The 17,703-nt window shown below is 47.2% G+C and carries 14 protein-coding genes; 9 read left to right on the top strand and 5 right to left on the bottom strand.

The window, feature by feature from the left end; all coding sequences use genetic code 11:
* From QUB77_RS11300 to QUB77_RS11290, 3 genes are all read right to left on the bottom strand, one after another.
* Positions 1–1,868, bottom strand: a 1,868-nt coding sequence (locus QUB77_RS11300; protein WP_333173979.1) for a DUF4347 domain-containing protein, incomplete at its 3' end; no start/stop codon positions are given.
* Between the two features lie 202 nt (positions 1,869–2,070).
* Positions 2,071–2,763, bottom strand: a complete 693-nt coding sequence (locus QUB77_RS11295; protein WP_333173976.1) for a response regulator transcription factor — start codon at positions 2,761–2,763, stop codon at positions 2,071–2,073.
* Positions 2,760–3,860 (bottom strand): HAMP domain-containing sensor histidine kinase, encoded by a 1,101-nt coding sequence (locus QUB77_RS11290; protein ID WP_333173974.1) that lies wholly within the window; start codon positions 3,858–3,860, stop codon positions 2,760–2,762. Before QUB77_RS11290 ends, QUB77_RS11295 begins: the two co-directional genes overlap by 4 nt.
* Before the next feature lie 665 nt (positions 3,861–4,525).
* On the opposite strand from QUB77_RS11290, the gene kdpA reads away from it, so the two are divergent.
* The 7 genes from kdpA to QUB77_RS11255 all read left to right on the top strand — a co-directional run bounded on the left by kdpA (position 4,526) and on the right by QUB77_RS11255 (position 12,891).
* On the top strand, positions 4,526–6,286 hold the full coding sequence (gene kdpA / locus QUB77_RS11285; protein ID WP_333173972.1) for a potassium-transporting ATPase subunit KdpA: 1,761 nt from the start codon (positions 4,526–4,528) through the stop codon (positions 6,284–6,286).
* A 79-nt stretch (positions 6,287–6,365) separates the two neighbouring features.
* A complete protein-coding gene (gene kdpB, locus QUB77_RS11280; RefSeq protein ID WP_333173969.1) occupies positions 6,366–8,459 on the top strand; it encodes a potassium-transporting ATPase subunit KdpB in 2,094 nt (697 codons plus the stop codon).
* A gap of 157 nt (positions 8,460–8,616) precedes the next feature.
* Positions 8,617–8,886 (top strand): K(+)-transporting ATPase subunit F, encoded by a 270-nt coding sequence (kdpF, locus tag QUB77_RS11275; protein WP_333173967.1) that lies wholly within the window; start codon positions 8,617–8,619, stop codon positions 8,884–8,886.
* 41 nt (positions 8,887–8,927) lie between these two features.
* Positions 8,928–9,557: a K(+)-transporting ATPase subunit C gene (gene kdpC / locus QUB77_RS11270; protein ID WP_333173964.1), complete on the top strand. Its 630-nt coding sequence runs from the start codon at positions 8,928–8,930 to the stop codon at positions 9,555–9,557.
* Positions 9,558–9,689: 132 nt separating this feature from the next.
* On the top strand, positions 9,690–10,832 hold the full coding sequence (locus QUB77_RS11265) for a universal stress protein (protein ID WP_333173962.1): 1,143 nt from the start codon (positions 9,690–9,692) through the stop codon (positions 10,830–10,832).
* Positions 10,833–10,992: 160 nt separating this feature from the next.
* On the top strand, positions 10,993–12,261 hold the full coding sequence (locus QUB77_RS11260) for a sodium:proton antiporter (protein ID WP_333173960.1): 1,269 nt from the start codon (positions 10,993–10,995) through the stop codon (positions 12,259–12,261).
* A 399-nt stretch (positions 12,262–12,660) separates the two neighbouring features.
* On the top strand, positions 12,661–12,891 hold the full coding sequence (locus tag QUB77_RS11255) for a hypothetical protein (RefSeq protein WP_333173958.1): 231 nt from the start codon (positions 12,661–12,663) through the stop codon (positions 12,889–12,891).
* A gap of 313 nt (positions 12,892–13,204) precedes the next feature.
* On the opposite strand, the gene QUB77_RS11250 is transcribed toward QUB77_RS11255, so the two are convergent.
* Both QUB77_RS11250 and QUB77_RS11245 read right to left on the bottom strand, forming a co-directional pair.
* Positions 13,205–13,840, bottom strand: coding sequence for a class I SAM-dependent methyltransferase (locus QUB77_RS11250; RefSeq protein ID WP_333173956.1), 636 nt, complete (start codon positions 13,838–13,840; stop codon positions 13,205–13,207).
* 6 nt (positions 13,841–13,846) lie between these two features.
* Entirely contained in the window at positions 13,847–14,308 is a 462-nt protein-coding gene (locus tag QUB77_RS11245; protein WP_333173954.1) for a cupin domain-containing protein, read from the bottom strand.
* Between the two features lie 234 nt (positions 14,309–14,542).
* On the opposite strand from QUB77_RS11245, the gene QUB77_RS11240 reads away from it, so the two are divergent.
* Positions 14,543–15,997: a folate/biopterin family MFS transporter gene (locus QUB77_RS11240; protein ID WP_333173952.1), complete on the top strand. Its 1,455-nt coding sequence runs from the start codon at positions 14,543–14,545 to the stop codon at positions 15,995–15,997.
* 204 nt (positions 15,998–16,201) lie between these two features.
* Positions 16,202–17,698 carry a carotenoid oxygenase family protein gene (locus tag QUB77_RS11235; protein WP_333173950.1) on the top strand — a complete coding sequence of 499 codons (1,497 nt, stop codon included), beginning with the start codon at positions 16,202–16,204 and terminating at the stop codon, positions 17,696–17,698.
* Positions 17,699–17,703 lie beyond the last annotated feature (5 nt).

Here is a 17,703-nt window from a genome sequence, read left to right as displayed (position 1 = left end):
ACTTTATAGGTATCAGGTTGTGGCTGCGGCGGATTGTTAGTAACATTGATGTTCACCGTGGCGGGGATAGTAGCAGCACCGTCGCTAACGCTGTAGGTGAAGGTATCAGTCCCGACAAAGCCTGCTTTTGGAGTATAAGTGAAGTCACCGAGGGGATTAAACGCGATCGTACCGTTGCTCGGGCCTGTGACTAAAGCGGCGGTCAACTTGTCCAAGATGTCGCCGTCGGTGTCGTTGACTAAGACGGACGGAAATCCGGGGAGAATTTGGTCGTGCAGGACTTTATAGGTATCAGGTTGTGGCTGCGGCGGATTGTTAGTAACATTGATGTTCACCGTGGCGGGGATAGTAGCAGCGCCGTCGCTAACGCTGTAGGTGAAGGTATCAGTCCCGACAAAGCCTGCTTTTGGAGTATAAGTGAAGTTGCCGTCGGGGTTAAATGCGATCGTACCGTTGCTCGGGCCTGTGACTAAAGCGGCTGTGAGTGGGTCACTATTGGCGTCGCTGTCGTTGTTTAAAACCGACAACCCAGGGGGCAGAATTTGGTCGTGCAGGACAGTATAGCTGTCAGTGCCAGCCACCGGGAAGTTATTAACCGAGATGCGGCCGAGAGTAAAAGTAGCACTTGCTTGATCGGTGGCGTCCCCGAAAAATAGGAAGTTTGGCTGGCTGTAGGGATCGTAGGGTAAAGGCGGCTGACTGGCTTTTTCATCAAAAGCCGTGTAGTTGCGTAGCGGTTGATTTGTCAGGCCTGGTATTGCTGCGCCTCCAGCAAACAGGCTGTAAGTGCTGCCTTGAACCACCAGTTTGTAGTCGGTAGCATTGCTGATGTTAAAAGGTGCATTTTCCCCGCGAGTAAACAGAGTTGGGGATGCACCACCGTTTTGAGCAAAAATGCCTCCGTTGGCGCCGAGGTTGCCGTTGGTGAAACCCAGTTCAATGCCGTTTTGACCGTCGCTGCTAATGGCGATGATGCTGAAACCTGCCCGATTGTTACTATTACTGTTTTCAGCCGTTACTGCAACTCGAAAAGAAACGCTGTAACCGTTGGTGCGGTTGAGTGCGGGGAAAGTTGGGTTTAGTAGACTAAATGTTCCTGCTGGGGCAGGAGAGGAACTATATATATAGTTGGTGTAGCCCGCATAGCCTGCATTGCTAGCCGGGAAACTCACGGTAGCAGTATTAATGCCCGTGTTGGGCGAGAACGCACCATTGGCGAATGGAAGAGCCGCAGGTAGCTCTCCATAAGCTAATTGAGTACCGTCCGGTGGCGGTGTCCCAATGCCCGGTGTTTGACCAGAAAAAGGCCCAAAGTTACTTGTGCCGTCGTAGAGGGTAAGACCGAACACAAATTGATAAGCGGCGATCGCGGGTGGGTCGATCGCCAGCCCAGCCACAATAACTCCCGTTGTATAATCTAGCAGCCAGTTTCCGCCTAAACGGCTACTGCCGATCGGCGATCTAGAAGCAGCAATTTTTGCCTTGGTTAGCTGACTCAGTTGCTGCACAAAGTTAGCGCCCTTCTCCCCCGCCGCTACATCGCACCCGTACAGTAAAATCTCTCCACTGTCTGCCAGCGATCGCGACCAACGCTGCAATTGCTTAGCATAAGTTTTTAAATTTGTCAAGTTTAGATCGATCGCGCCTAGCAGCAAACTCGCGGGGCGACCGTGGGAGATGATATGAATACTTTTAATATTGCTGCGAGTCGCTAGCGCTTCAGTAATTTGTGCTACTCCATCCCGCACCGCATCAAGAATAATTACTTCTGTCCCCGCTGCGATGCCGTTGCGGAGAGTTTGAGCATCTGGAACAGCAGAGTCGAGAAAGGCGATCGAACTAAAAACTGAACGGATAAAATTTGGCATAATACACCTTTGGTTAGATGACGGTAGGAAAATTAAAGCGTGTCGAGCTTAGCAAATTTAAAGATTAAATGTCATTAGTAAAATTAACAATCAAGACGAATACTAATTTTCCATGAACCTGCAACAGAGGCATCTTAATAGGGGCGGGTTTAGCCAAAAATTCCTTTAAAAAACCGACACTTCCGGTACAGAACCAGCCCTATCAAGGTTCGATCGCCAAAAGTTCTTCTGCTACCAATCCTTTCTGAATAGCGAGCACTGCTGCTTGAGTGCGATCGCGCACTTCTAGCTTTTGCAAAATCGCGTGCACGTGCACCCGCACAGTCCCCGGAGCAATGTACAATATTTCAGCAATTTCCTGATTGCTTTTCCCCGCCGCAACTAAAGCTAATATTTCCTGTTCTCGCTTCGTCAGGGGATTTTCCAAAACTTCTGATTTTGAACCAACTTTCACAGGTTCAGGATTAGCAAAAACCGCCCGAATTTCCGCAGTTGCCGCCTTATCCCACCACGAAGCGCCCGCTGCTACCGATCGAATTGCCCAAACCAAAGTTTCCGCCGCAATTCCCTTGAGGCAATATCCCTGAGCTCCCGCTGCAATTAATCTTTCAATTAAGGATTTTTGAGAATGAGATGTTAAAATTAAAACTGGAATTGCTGGATGTCGCTGTTTAATTTGGCGGCACGCTTCAATACCGCCAATTCCCGGCAAACCGACATCGAGAACTACCACATCTGGTAAGTGTTCCTGAGTCAGTTCTACTGCTGTTTCGCCATCTTCTGCCTCGGCAATTACTTGCAAGCAACTTTCTTGCTGCAACCGCGTTTGCAGACCCAACCGAAACAGTTCGTCGTCTTCAACTAGGAGAATTCGCAAGGGATAAGCTGGTTTCATTTCTGTGGGATAGCAGGGAGTCGGAATCCAAATAAAGCACCGTGTGGCAATTTATTTTCTGCCCAAATTATACCGCCGTGGGCGTCAATGATTTGGCGAGATAAGTATAATCCTAATCCCGATCCTTGGGCTTGCCTATCGCCGTTTCCTTGATAAAAACGCTCGAACAAGTGGGGCAGTTCATCGGCAGTAATTCCCAAACCGCTATCGATAACTTTCACCACCTGATAACTCGACTTAGATTCCATAACAATTTCCACTTTACCGCCGCGAGGAGCATGGTTAATTCCGTTTGTTAACAAATTAGCAAAAACGCGCTGAAGTTGCACCGCATCGCCATTTACCCACAAAGAGCGACGGAAATCAGACTCTCCGTAACTCATATTAATGTAAACTCGGCGCACCGCCGACAAATGGATGAGTGTTGCTATTACTTCTTCTGCCAAAGCTACTAAATTTACAGGCGCAAGTTGCAGTTTTAAACCTTCGGCATCGTTGCGGTAAACATCTAGCAGCGTTTCTACTAATTGTAGAGACATTTTGTGCGATCGCGCCATTGTTTCGAGAACTTTTTGCTGGCTGGCGGTGACATTCCCAAATTTTGCTGATGCAAAAGCTTTAATTGTTTCAATCGCCCCTAGCATCGGCGTTTTCAAGTCGTGACTCAAAGTAGAGACAAAATCTTCTCGGATGCTTGCTAGCCGCTGCTGCGACTGCAACTCAGCTTTAGCGATCGCGATCGTCTCTTGGTACTGCTGGTTGCGATCGCTCAAATATCCCGTCACCCCTAAAGCCATGACTGCGATCGATCTATTTGCGACAGTGGCTAGGGCGATCGCTTCTCCAGAAGGAACAAACAAATTTAACAGTGTCAAAGCTGCCGATACCAGCGTAACTTGCAACTTACCCAACCGACTCAAGCGCGAAGAAGCCAGTAAAATCGGCCCCGTGTACAAATACCCAAACAGATACTCCGACGGCGTAGTAAATTCCAGCAGTGCAACAATCGCAAATAAAATTGCGATCGACCACCTCCCCCGCCAATACTTCTCTTGAATAGTCAGTTTTTTGCGTATAGCCGATAAACTTTTAAACATCCTAAATCAATCCCTTTTATATTTTGGATTCAAAGTTTTTTCCTTTACCTTCCTCTATTCTAGTTTCATATTCCCCTACTTTCTACCTTAGCATAGCTGTTTATTTGGACTATTTTTTACCTATTATCGCGCCAAAGAATCGCGTTTATAGAGCATCTATATCTCGAAGTATATACATTTAACCGAGCTAAATATTCATCTATTCTGACCAATATAGAGCGAATAAGCATAATTTGCCAATAGCAATTTATACCTGAAGGCTAATTATCCAAATTTCTAACAGTGAGTATAGTAATCAGTACAAGTAGAGGGCATTTTGTGGGTAACAGGAGTGACATATCAACTTTGTCTAACCAAAGGGATTTCAGTGGCATCCACATTAACAATAGTTATTCTGACACGGTACTAAAAGCTATACAATTCCTCCCTCGCTGTCAAAGCACGGGGTTAGCAAAAAAAAACCAGGAATTATCCCAGCGAAAACCCGGTGAAGGCTTTAATCCCTCTGGCTGGATAAATTGCATTTTAGGAGCATTGAATCCGGCGATAGCCCCCAAACTGAAAGTGACCTGCAAAAAAAGCTCGCCCGGTTTTTGGAACCTCCCACCTAACCGATTTGGCGATCGGCAAAACCCATTTATCCAAGGATAAAAATTAACTCATTTATGCTGCAAGGATTACTTCAAATCGCATTAACCCTAATCATTTTAATAGCAATCGCGCCAGTCTTCGGCAACTACATGGCGCGGGTGTACATGGGAGAACCAACCATTCTCGACCCCGGTATTAAACCCCTAGAAGAAATTATCTATAAAGCCAGCAACATCCGGTCTGTAGATTCCATGACAGGCTGGCAATATGCCCGAACGCTACTCTACAGCAATGCAGCAATGGGCATATTTGTGTTTTTAATTTTCATGCTTCAGGGAGTGCTGCCTTTAAATCCCACCAACCTAAGTGTCCCAACCTGGGATACAGCGCTGCACACAACTATTTCATTCCTCACAAATACGGACCAACAGCATTACTCCGGCGAGACAACATTCAGTTATCTATCCCAGTTAACTCTGGGTTTTTTAATGTTTACCTCAGCCGCCACGGGTTTAGCAGTAGGCATTGCCTTTATCCGGGGATTAACCGGCCGCCCGCTGGGCAACTTTTACATCGATTTAATTCAATCAATCACCCGCATTCTGCTGCCCCTTTCTTTGATAATAGGCTTGTTTTTGCTAATTTCAGGAGTGCCGGAGACCCTCGCCGGGCCCGCCGTTGCCCGTACCTTAGAAGGCGGCACGCAAGTAATAGCTCGCGGGCCAGTAGCTCACTTGGAAAGTATCAAACAACTGGGAGAAAATGGCGGCGGTTTTTTTGCCATGAACTCGGCTCATCCCTTTGAAAATCCCAACCCTTTTACCAACTTGCTGGAAACACTAGCAATGGTGTCTGTACCAGCAGCTATGATTCACACTTACGGCAGATTTGCCAACAACAAAAAGCAGGGATGGCTGATTTTTTGGATGGTGTTTGCCATCTATGTAATTTTGATTGGGATTGCAACAGTTGGCGAGTACGGCGGCAACCCTCAAATTAATAGTTTACTGGGTTCGCAGCAGCCAAATTTAGAAGGCAAAGAAGTTAGGTTTGGCTGGGCCGAGACTGCACTGTGGGCAGTGACTACGACTGGCACTATGTGCGGAGCTGTCAACGGGATGCACGATTCTTTAATGCCTCCCGGTGGTTTTGCTACTCTGTTTAATTTGTTTCTGCAAATCGTTTGGGGCGGACAAGGAACGGGAACGGCTTACTTATTTATCTACTCGATTTTGAGCGTATTTCTCACCGGATTGATGGTGGGCAGAACGCCGGAATTTTTGGGACGCAAAATTGAAAAACGAGAAATTGTTTTAGCCAGCGTTGTTTTGTTAATTCACCCGATCGCAGTTTTAATCCCCGGCGCCATTTCCCTCGCCTTTACCGACAGTTTGAGCGGCATCAGCAACCCGGGATTTCACGGAATTTCCCAGGTGATGTACGAATACGCTTCGGCGGCCGCTAACAACGGTTCAGGCTTGGAAGGATTGGCCGACTCTCAACCCGCGCCGACAGGACTTTGGTGGAATTTAAGCACCTGTTTTAGCCTGCTGTTGGGGCGCTACGTTCCAATTATTGCCCTGCTGCTTTTAGCTGAGAGCATGACGAACAAACAACTGGTTCCCGAAACAACGGGTACTCTCAGAACAGATTCAGTTTTGTTCACCAGCGTCACCGCAGGAGTAATCATAATTCTCGGCGCGCTGACATTTTTCCCAGTCCTAGCTTTAGGGCCAATTGCCGAAGGATATGAAATTAGCAACGGCAAATTTGAACCCACACCGATAACTGCACCCACAACACCTTTAGCAACACCAACTCCTCCACCTCTGTAGCAAAAAATTATCAACCTCACTCTTCTATTTCTCTGTGTTCTCTGTGTTCTCTGTGGTTCATTAAAAATCCCCAATCGATATGGCTTCTTCCAATACCCCTGATTCCCCAAAAAAACCTGCTAGAGGCTCTCGCGAATCTCGCAAGCACACGCCGAAAGCAAATACAAAAGGCCTTTATCAAAGAGCTTTTAAACAAGCTTTTCTCAAGCTAAACCCGCAGGTGATGCTGAAAAATCCGGTGATGTTTGTGGTGTGGGTTGGCACAATTGTGACTGCATTATTAACGATCGACCCGACGCTGTTCGGCCCGGTTCCCGGCGAAAATCAGAGAGTTTTCAACGGTTTAGTCACGTTAATTTTGTTCTTCACTTTGGTATTTGCTAATTTTGCCGAAGCGGTGGCGGAAGGGCGCGGCAAAGCGCAAGCAGATGCCCTGCGATCGACCAAAGCCGACACAACAGCCCGCAAACTCTTACCAGACGGTTCAATTCAAGAAGTTAGTTCGACATCCCTGAGACGCGGCGACCAAATTAAAGTGATCGCAGGCGATGTCATTCCTGCCGACGGCGAAGTGATCGCAGGTGTCGCATCTGTAGACGAATCTGCGATCACCGGCGAATCGGCCCCGGTGCTCAAGGAACCGGGTTCGGACATCGCCAGTTCCGTCACCGGCGGGACGCGCATCCTTTCCGACGAACTGACGCTGCGGGTGATGGCCGACCCCGGCAAGGGGTTTTTGGACAGGATGATCGCGCTGGTAGAGGGCGCAGAACGATCGAAAACGCCGAACGAGATCGCGCTGACGGTGCTGCTGGCGGTGCTGACTCTGGTATTTTTGATTGTGGTTTCGACGATTCCGCCCGTGGGAAATTACGTGAAAACCCCTGTGGGCGTGGTGACGCTGATTTCGCTGCTGGTGGCGCTGATTCCAACAACCATTGGAGGTTTGCTGAGCGCGATCGGCATTGCGGGGATGGATCGCGTCGCTCAGTTTAACGTGATAGCGACCTCTGGACGCGCCGTGGAGGCTTGCGGCGACGTGAATACGCTAATTTTGGACAAAACGGGGACGATCACGCTGGGGAACCGTTTAGCCGAGGCATTCATTCCGGTAAACGGTCATTCACTGCAAGAAGTGGCGCAGGTAGCCCTCGATGCCAGCGTGTTTGACGACACTCCAGAGGGAAAGTCGATCGTCCGTTTGGCTCAAAATTTGGGCGCACAGGTGGAGTTCGATCGCACCAACGCCACTGGGCTTGATTTTTCCGCAAAAACGCGGATGTCTGGCACGGATTTGCCCGATGGGACGGAGGTTCGCAAGGGTGCGGTGGATGCGGTGAAGGGTTTTGTGCGATCGCGCGGGGGCAATGAAGGGCCGGATCTGGATGCAGCTTACGAGCGAGTTTCGCGACTTGGCGGCACACCTCTAGGCGTTTGTCAAGGCAGCGACACCTACGGCATTATCTATTTGAAAGATGTCATCAAACCGGGAATTCGCGATCGATTTGACCAACTGCGAAAAATGGGCATCCGCACAATAATGCTCACCGGAGATAACCGAATTACAGCATCAGTAATTGCCGACGAAGCCGGCGTTGACGACTTCATTGCCGAAGCAACTCCCGAAGACAAAATCGAAGTAATTCGCAAGCAACAAGCAGAAGGCAAATTAGTAGCAATGACGGGAGACGGAACCAACGACGCACCCGCACTAGCGCAAGCAAACGTAGGACTCGCGATGAATTCGGGAACCCAAGCAGCAAAGGAAGCAGCGAACATGGTGGACTTAGATTCCGACCCTACTAAACTAATCGACTTAGTGACAATTGGCAAACAATTGCTGATTACTCGCGGCGCGCTGACTACATTTTCCCTAGCCAACGATATCGCTAAATATTTTGCAATTATTCCGGCAATGTTTGCCCCGGTTGGCGCTTTGAACGTGATGGGTTTAGCCAGCGGTCAATCGGCGGTTTTGTCGGCATTAGTTTACAATGCTTTGATTATTCCCGCTTTAATTCCCTTAGCATTAACCGGGGTAAAATTTCGACCGCTGACCGCAAATCAACTGTTGCAGCGGAACATTTTAATCTACGGATTGGGAGGGGCAGTCGCGCCGTTTATTGCTATCAAAGTTATTGATGTTTTGATTGCCGCCGTTGGGCTAGCATAGATCGGGAAAGCACGACACGAATTTTGACACGGATACACCAGTTAATCTCGTTACCCGGCTCTGCCGGGGAATCCATTTCCAGAAGATATGCCTAGATTTTACCCGAAAAATCCTCCAATAGAAAGACAGATATTTATTTCCAAAATAAGGAGAGTTTATGAAACGGAATGATTTGCTGAATGATATTTTTCCCAGAGATTTCCAAGAAATTATTGAGTTAGTGCAAATGCTTTGGCAGCGCCATCCTATCCCAGTGCAGCTATTTCTGGTAATGTGTTTCAATGCGATAATTGCCCCCGCTGTTTACGCGGTTGGGGGTGAAGATTTGACCCGAAAAGCGGTCTGGGGTTTAAGTCTCCTGGGTTTGGTGATTATCGCCCTTTCTATTTACCTGTTTGTAGTCATCTTTCAGCCGGAAAGATTTTAGTCAATAATTAACCGTTAGCAAATAACCGAGCGAGGTAATTTATGAGAGAAATAATTAGAACCCTTCGCCTTACCCTAGTTTTGTGGGGAATTACAGCCATTATTTACCCTTTAATCCTGCTAGTAATTGGTCAAATTGCCTTCAACCCGCAGGCAAACGGCAGCTTAATTACTAAGCAAGGAGTTGTCGTGGGTTCCTCCTTAATAGGTCAAACCTTCAGCTCGGCTAAATATTTTTGGAGCCGCCCCAGTACCACAAATTACAGCAGCTTTGCAACCGAAGATTATGACCCGACCAAGGCAGATAACTTAAGTCAGAGAACAGGTATGTCGGGGGCTAGCAACCTAGCTACCAGCAACTCTGATTTGCTGAAACGAGGTAATGAGAAAGAGGGTTTTCAGGGCGTGCAAATTGAATTAGATCGCCTCAACAAAGCTGGTATCAAACCAACGGCAGATTTAGTCTACACCTCTGGTTCTAGCCTCGATCCGCACATTAGCATAGAGGCAGCTAGCGCGCAAATTCAGCGGATAGCAACAGTGCGCTTGCTCAATCTCAATCAAGTAGAAATGTTGGTAGCAAAAAATACAGAGGGCAGATTTCTTGGCATTTTCGGTGAACCGGGAGTTAACGTCCTCCAACTGAATTTGGCTCTCGACCGTTTACAATAGTTGACAGTTAGTAGTCAGTAGTCATTAGTCATTAGTTATTTGCTGCTTGTTATTTGTAGCAACTGACAACTGACAACCGCCAACTGACAACTGACAACTGGCAACTAACAACTAACAACTCACTACTCAGCTATGATTCACTCTAGCGAACTTACTAACAATCCAGACGCGGTTTATGCCCAGCCTAACCGCACTTACGATCGCACCCTCCGCCGGGGAAAGCACAAAATATTTATCGGCATGGCCCCCGGTGTGGGCAAAACTTTCCGAATGCTGGAAGAAGGACACACGCTCAAATCTGAAGGCATTGATGTGGTAATTGGACTGTTAGAAACTCACGGGCGGAAAGAGACAGCAGCTAAGGCCGATGGACTAGAAATAGTGCCTAAAAAACAAATGCGGCGCGCGGAAAAAATGCTCGCCGAAATGGATACGGATGCTGTTATAGAACGCCGTCCTCAATTAGCATTAATAGACGAACTGGCTCATACAAATATTCCTGGTTCTCTGCGAGAAAAGCGATATCAAGATGTTGAAAATATTCTCAATGCCGGGATAGATGTTTTCTCTACTCTCAACATTCAACACATAGAAAGTCTCAACGATTTAGTAGCTCGAATTACCGGAGTTGTAGTGCGAGAGCGAGTGCCCGATCGCGTTCTCGAAGATGCTGACGAAATAGTCGTTGTCGATGTTACGCCGGAAACTTTAGAAGAAAGGTTGCTAGAAGGCAAAATTTATGCTCCCGAAAAAATTGAACAATCTTTAAAAAACTTTTTCCAGCGCCGTCATTTAATTGCTTTGCGAGAACTCGCCCTGCGAGAAGTCGCAGACAATGTGGAAGACGATGCAGCAACTTTAAAAGGTCAATCTTGCAACATTCACGAACGAGTTTTAGTGTGCATCTCGACTTATCCGAATTCCTTGCAACTGCTGCGGCGGGGCGCGAGGATTGCTAGCTACATGAATGCCCCGTTTTATGCTGTGTTTGTCAACGATCCAGACAGATTTTTAACAAAAGCAGAAAGCTTGCACGTTGAAACTTGTGAGAAACTGTGTCAAGAATTTAACGGGCAATTTTTGCGGGTAAACAGTACTAATATAGCCAAAGCGATTTCGGAGGTAGCCAAACAGTATCGCGTTACTCAAATTGTGATCGGCGAAAGCCAGCAATCCCGCTGGCATTTGCTGCTGCGGGGTTCTTTGACTCAACAGTTAGTGCGATCGCTCAAACACGTAGATTTGCACATCATCGCTACCGAAAAAAGTCAGTAGTCAGCAGTCAGCAGTTGTGAGTTATTAGTTGTGAGTTGTTAGTTGTGAGTTGTTAGTTGTTAGTTGTTAGTCATTTAGCATAAAAACTGCAACTTTCGGAGGATAGGTGAATCTAGCGGGCGGTGGATGCGCCAGAAGCTTTTATATGTAAAAATTGCACTTGGTAAACTTGATTAAAAGTGCGATAGCTCCTGTGGATAATTACATTCTCAACTTGCTAGTTATTGGCATCCTCCTGCTGACAGTCACCTTGGGTTCTGGATGGATTTCGCGATTGCCGGTGTCTTATGCTTTAATTTATCTAGTTGTCGGTATCGGATTGGGACCCTACGGCATCAAGTTGATTGACTTGCGTCCCGAAGCTCAATTTTTAGAAAGACTTACAGAATTTGTAGTTATTGTTTCTCTGTTCAGTTGCGGCTTAAAAATGAATCGCCCGCTGCAATTTTGGGCTTGGAATTCGACAGCCCGACTGATCGGTTTTTTAATGCCTATTTCGATTTTTGCTGTAGCCGCCATCGGTCATTGGTGTGTGAAATTAGATTGGGGCCCGGCGATTTTATTGGGAGCCATTCTCGCTCCTACTGATCCAGTGTTAGCCTCAGAAGTTCAGTTAGCTGATATAGACGATCGCGATGAATTACGCTTTGGTTTAACATCAGAAGGCGGTTTGAACGATGCTTTAGCTTTTCCCTTTGTTTATTTCGGCATTTATGCGCTAAAAGATGACAATTGGGCGAACTGGTTTTCGCAGTGGGTAGCAGTTGACTTGATTTGGGCGATCGCCGCAGGTATCGCTATGGGAATTTTAGTAGCTAAAGGCGTCACCTGGATCGATCGCCAACTCCAACGCTATCGATCGGCCGATCAATTAATGGAAGATTTCATTGCTCTCAGCGCAATTCTGCTCACCTATTCCCTCACAGAAGTAGTCAACGGCTACGGATTTCTCGCCGTTTTTGTAGCAGGAATTGTCGTGCAGCGGAGTTACCGAAACCCAGAAAAACCGCTTTCTCAACTGCACTTTACCGAGCGCATTGAAAAGTTAATGGAAGTAGCAACTATTTTACTATTAGGTTCGCTTTTGCGTTTAGAACCTATGTTGGCCTATGGAGGATACTCCCTCTTAGTAGCTGGATTGTTGATTTTTTTAATCCGACCTGTGGGAGCTTGGATTAGTACGCTCGGCAGTCCTTTGCATCCCGCCAATCGCTGGCTTTACGGTTGGTTTGGCATTCGTGGTGTAGGTTCTATCTATTATCTTACCTATGCTTTCGCTCAGGGTTTAAAAGGCGAAATCGCCGAAAGAATTGCCTGGATTACCTTTTCAACAATCATAATTTCTGTGGTTTTGCACGGCATTACTTCCACCCCATTAATGAACTGGTACGAGCGCCGAATTAAACCTAAAGTACCGGATTTAATTTAATCCATAGAAATTTTCCTTATCGATCGCCCAAACCCATCAAATCCCATCAAAGTGATATCTCTGTTACCCGTATATTCCCGCCAAAACACACGTCCACATCAGTCCCCCCAGCCCGATCGCGCTTGCATACTCCCCAACATAATAAAAGTATTCTCCCGACCTCCGGTACTCAACCGACAGCCCCTGCGTCGAAGGCTTGCACAACGCATATCCTCGCGAGGGGGGCAGGGACGGAGGCACCCCTTCTACAACCCAAGCATCAATTCGATCGACTTAAACAATAGTACGCTCAACAGATATTAAATAAATTTATGTTAAAGGAATGCAAGATTAGGAGTTAACGCAGTAAGGTGCTGTTTAAACTATAGAAGAGACAATTACCACATATATTAGTAAGTAATGAAAACAGTACAATTTATTGGATACCTTTTCAGCATTATTGGTTTATTGGGATTAATTGCAACCTTTCTTCTTACATTGGTCTTGATGTTTGCTTCTGGTTTTTGCGGTACAGCCCCGCATGGTTGCGACCAAGTTCGGGCAGATTTTTGGGAATTTTTAGTGGGGGCTTTAAATTATGGCATATTCTTTATATTTTTGATCGTAAGTGGTAAACAGCTTATGAAATAACGCCCAAAATAGTCTGGCAATCAGATAACTGCTGCATCAAATCTTCCCGATCAGTGGTCGAAAAATGCGCTTAATTTGGTAATTTTAGGTCATTGAATGGCAGGTAAAAAAAAACGGTTGGATTTTGCTTTCTACTGTACACTTGTATCAGCGCTCGACAGCTTGTCTGTGAGATTTTTAGGGACACAGCACTGCCGTTTCCTTACCCATATCTGTGGCGAGAAGCGACTTTGATTGACAGCTTGTCTGTGAAGTTTGAGGGACACGGCAGTGCCGTGTCGTTACCTAAATCGGCGAATTTGCACGAAATGCTTTAAACAGGTTTCACCCCAATTAATAAAGCGAGTTCCCGCCACTTCCAATAACAATCTGCATCAGTAAAACCAATTTCTCTAAACCAGCGCAATTGCGTTTCCACATCCAGCAATTTATTAGACGGATCTTCGGGTTCGTGACTAATACCCAGCGCCTCTCGAAATTTCTCATGTAAAGCGGGAGTTGGTGACGCTACGTGTTCCAAGTTGCAAAAAATTCCTCCGGGTTCCAAAAGCTCGAAAATCTCGGCGTAAAGCGAACGTTTGCGATCGTCCATTACGTGATGAATCGCAAAACTAGAAACCACCGCATCAAACTTGCCCAAATCCGGCAGCGATTCATCAAAATTGTGCTCGATTACCGTGACATTCTGGTCATCAGCAAAGCGAATTCTGGCTTTTTCCAGCATTGTCGGCGAAAAGTCGATCGCCACACATTCAACATTTGGTCGATCGCACTTAAGCAGACCCAGCAACCGCCCGTCTCCCGTACCCACATCCAGAATTCGCTTAACATTTTTCGGCACTTCCTCCAACAAAACCGCTTCACCTTCAGTGCGGTGAGGAATTCCATCAGCTTTAGCAAGATACCACAAAGCGTGTTCCGCCGAAGTCCAAAGATTCACTTGACTCATAAATTTTCAACTCTCATAAACCTCGCCATTTTTGCGAGTAAAAATCCAACTATTTCCGTTACCTTTCGCCATTAGATCGTCATCGGGATATTCGGCACTATCTCCGGGAGTGCGATCGCCAATTTCCAGATAAACAACATCTGCATTCGAGCGGTTAACTAAATGATGCCCGTCTTCATCCCCCGCCCGAAAACCCGCCGCCATACCCGGTTTCAGCACTTGCTCTCCCGAATTTGTAATCAGAGTAACTTCCCCTTCCAGAACATACATTAACTCATCTTGCCGGGTATGCCAGTGCCTGAGAGCAGAACAACTTCCCGGCGCAAGTCTCACCAAATTTACTCCAAAATTCTGCAAGCCGGCAGCATCGCCCAAGCGTTTTTTAACTCTCCCCGCAACAGCAGATTGGAATTCTTGAGGATACTTGGAACCCGTAATTTCAGGCACATTTTTAGCATCGATAATCATATAACAGAGCTGACAGCAGTTGTGAGTTTTCTCTTATTTCTCTTGCTTGGCATCCTTCGCGCGCGGTGCGTTTTTCTGTTTTTATTATTACAAAACACGCTTAAATTGCAAGATAAATACAATCTTATAGCACTTACCAAATCCCCGCCACTCTCGCCTCCCACCTCCGGCAGTTCCCCCAACTCATTAAGAATGTGTTATAAATATTGAGATTCATTAAGAAATATTGCTCAAATGCTCGTTTCCCCCTCCGGCGTCAGCAAACTCAAAGAATCTTTAAAAGAAAAAGTATTCTTTGGGAATGAGCCAACCCCCGAACTCATAGCCATCTTACTGATTTACTTCGTCCAAGGCATCCTCGGACTAGCCCGCTTAGCCGTCAGTTTCTTTCTCAAAGACGAACTCGGCATGAGCCCGGCAGAAGTCTCAGCCATGCTGGGCGTCGTAGCCCTGCCTTGGATTATCAAACCCGTGTTCGGGTTCATGTCCGACGGCTTGCCGATATTCGGCTACCGCAGACGCCCCTACATCGTCCTCTCCGGGCTGCTGGGAACCTTAGCATGGGTGAGCCTCGCAACAATTGTACACACACCGCTGGCAGCTACAGGCGCGATCGCCCTGAGTTCCCTATCCCTCGCCGTCAGCGACGTAATCGCCGACTCCCTGGTAGTCGAAAGGGCCAGAAAAGAATCCGTTACCGACGCCGGTTCCCTGCAATCCTTGTCTTGGGGTGCTGCAGCCCTCGGCGGACTAATTACCGCCTACCTCAGCGGTTCCCTGCTGCAACACTTCAGCACCCACACAATATTTTTAATCACCGCATCTTTCCCGCTAATTGTATCAGCAACAGCTTGGTTAATTGCCGAAGAAAAAACCAACAAAAGAACCGACTTTGAAACTGTCAAAGACCAACTAAAACAACTAAGGCAAGCTGTTACCCAAAAAACAATTTGGCTGCCCACCGCCTTTCTATTCCTCTGGCAAGCTACCCCAAGCTCAGACTCTGCCTTCTTCTTTTTCACCACCAACGAATTAGGCTTTCAACCCGAATTTCTCGGCCGAGTGCGCCTCGTTACCAGCATTGCAGCCCTAGCCGGCGTCTGGCTGTTTCAGCGCTTCCTCAAAACAGTTCCATTTCGAGTAATTTTTGGCTGGTCAACAGTCCTTGCGGCTGCTTTGGGCATGACTACTTTATTATTAGTAACTCATGCCAACCGAGCTTTAGGAATTGACGATCAATGGTTCAGCATCGGAGACAGCCTAATCCTGACAGTAATCGGACAAATTGCTTATATGCCGGTGCTGGTACTCTCCGCCCGCTTGTGTCCCCCAGGCGTTGAAGCAACTTTATTTGCGCTGCTGATGTCAGTCACAAATTTAGCAGGACTTTTGTCCCACGAAGGCGGTGCACTTTTAACCCACTTGCTAGGAATTACCGATCGCAATTTCGATAACCTCTGGCTGCTAGTCATCATCACAAACCTCTCCACACTTCTGCCGCTACCGTTCTTAAATTGGCTGCCCGCCGATAGTACAGAAAGCGGCGCTCAAAACAATCAAAAGTCACTTCCCGTATTAGAACCAGAACTGGGCAGTTCCAAACCAGGCGGACAGCATTTCATGCCTGAATACTTTCCCGACTTAGTACCGACAGTAAGGTCACAAAGCCGCACGGCAGAGAGTAAATAAAGGCAGTTCGGCAACGGATTTTGTAACGGATGTAACGGATTAAAAGAAGGAAGAAGGAAGAAGTAAGACAGCAGAAAGATATTGAACTTCTAGATATTAGAACTACAATTCACTGCAAAAATCTCCCTACTTTTATTTCCTCTTCTTTCACCTCCTTTCTCTCTGCGCCCTCTGCGGTTAAATCAATAAAAGCTTATTCTACAAATGCCAAACTTACAGATTTCTCAACCTCAAACAGCCGCCCAAAACGTATCATACGATCGCAAAGACTGGCAGCGCGGCTACGAATCCCAACCCAACGAATCCGACTACTGGATTGACGACATAGAAGGCGAAATCCCCCCCGGCTTGCAAGGCACATTCTTTCGCAACGGGCCTGGCTTATTGGATGTCAACGGCCAGCGCATCCACCACCCGTTTGACGGTGACGGGATGATTTGTGCGATCGCAATATCCGAAGGCCGCGCCCATTTCCGCAACCGATTCGTCCGCACAGAAGGCTATCTCGCCGAACAAAAAGCCGGAAAAATCCTCCACCGAGGCGTTTTCGGCACACAGAAACCTGGCGGCTGGTTAGCCAACATCTTTGATGTCAAAATCAAAAACATTGCCAACACCAACATCATTTATTGGGGCGACAAACTGCTAGCACTTTGGGAAGCCGCACAGCCTTACAGACTCGACCCACGCACCTTAGAAACACTCGGATTAGATACCCTAGACGGCATCTTGGAACCCGGTGAAGCCTTCGCCGCCCACCCCAGAATTGAAAAAGGGAAAAATGGAGCAGGAGACAGATTAGTAAACTTTTCTGTCAAGCCCGGTTTGTCGAGTACTATCACGATTTACGAACTCGACGAAAGTGGCAAACTTTTGCAGCGTCACGCCCATGCAATACCCGGTTTTGCCTTCCTGCACGACATGGTAATTACCCCAAATTACTGCATATTCTTCCAAAACCCCGTCAGCTTCAATCCGCTGCTTTTCGTGTTAGGATTTCGGAGTGCATCCCAGTGCATTCAATTTTCGCCAAACAAGCCAACGCAAGCAATTTTAATTCCCCGCAACGGCACTGACGAGGTAAAGATATTAGAAACCGAACCTTGTTTTGTCTTCCACCACTGCAACGCATGGGAAGAAGGAGACGAAGTTTTTGTTGACTCAGTTTGTTACGAATCATTTCCCACTGTAGAGGCCGACGGCGATTTTCGCGAGGTTGATTTCGAGAGTGTTCCCGCAGGCGAATTGTGGCGCTTTAAGTTAAATTTGCAAGACAAAACGGTACAGCATCAAGTTGTTGAAACTAGGTGCTGCGAGTTTCCCACTTTGCATCCGAATAATGTCGGACAACCTTACCGATATCTTTACATCGGTGCTGCTGATGCTCCCACTGGGAATGCTCCTTTGCAAGCTATCCTCAAAATGGATTTCGTGACTGGTGAAAGGCAAATTTGGAGTGCGGCACCGCGTGGTTTTGCGGGGGAACCGGTGTTTGTTCTCCGTCCCGATGCTGTTGCGGAGGATGACGGCTGGCTGCTGGTTTTAATGTATGATGCAGCTCATCATCGATCGACCTTAGTGATTTTAGATGCTCGCGATATTACCAAAGGCCCTGTAGCGCGCTTGCATTTAAAACAGCACATTCCCTACGGTTTGCACGGCAGTTTCACACCAAATGTACTGCTTCCTATCGGTTCGTAGTTGCG

This window comes from Microcoleus sp. AT9b-C3, from assembly GCF_036705485.1.
Lineage (GTDB): Bacteria > Cyanobacteriota > Cyanobacteriia > Cyanobacteriales > Microcoleaceae > Microcoleus.
The sequence above is the reverse complement of the archived record's forward strand: the minus strand, read 5'-3'. Positions and strand labels throughout refer to the sequence as shown.

Coding starts and splice junctions, on each gene's coding strand:
- QUB77_RS11295 (WP_333173976.1), bottom strand. CDS start 2,763: ATGAAACCAGCTTATCCCTTGCGAATTCTCCTAGTTGAAGACGACGAA.
- QUB77_RS11290 (WP_333173974.1), bottom strand. CDS start 3,860: ATGTTTAAAAGTTTATCGGCTATACGCAAAAAACTGACTATTCAAGAG.
- kdpA (WP_333173972.1), top strand. CDS start 4,526: ATGCTGCAAGGATTACTTCAAATCGCATTAACCCTAATCATTTTAATA.
- kdpB (WP_333173969.1), top strand. CDS start 6,366: ATGGCTTCTTCCAATACCCCTGATTCCCCAAAAAAACCTGCTAGAGGC.
- kdpF (WP_333173967.1), top strand. CDS start 8,617: ATGAAACGGAATGATTTGCTGAATGATATTTTTCCCAGAGATTTCCAA.
- kdpC (WP_333173964.1), top strand. CDS start 8,928: ATGAGAGAAATAATTAGAACCCTTCGCCTTACCCTAGTTTTGTGGGGA.
- QUB77_RS11265 (WP_333173962.1), top strand. CDS start 9,690: ATGATTCACTCTAGCGAACTTACTAACAATCCAGACGCGGTTTATGCC.
- QUB77_RS11255 (WP_333173958.1), top strand. CDS start 12,661: ATGAAAACAGTACAATTTATTGGATACCTTTTCAGCATTATTGGTTTA.
- QUB77_RS11250 (WP_333173956.1), bottom strand. CDS start 13,840: ATGAGTCAAGTGAATCTTTGGACTTCGGCGGAACACGCTTTGTGGTAT.
- QUB77_RS11245 (WP_333173954.1), bottom strand. CDS start 14,308: ATGATTATCGATGCTAAAAATGTGCCTGAAATTACGGGTTCCAAGTAT.
- QUB77_RS11240 (WP_333173952.1), top strand. CDS start 14,543: ATGCTCGTTTCCCCCTCCGGCGTCAGCAAACTCAAAGAATCTTTAAAA.
- QUB77_RS11235 (WP_333173950.1), top strand. CDS start 16,202: ATGCCAAACTTACAGATTTCTCAACCTCAAACAGCCGCCCAAAACGTA.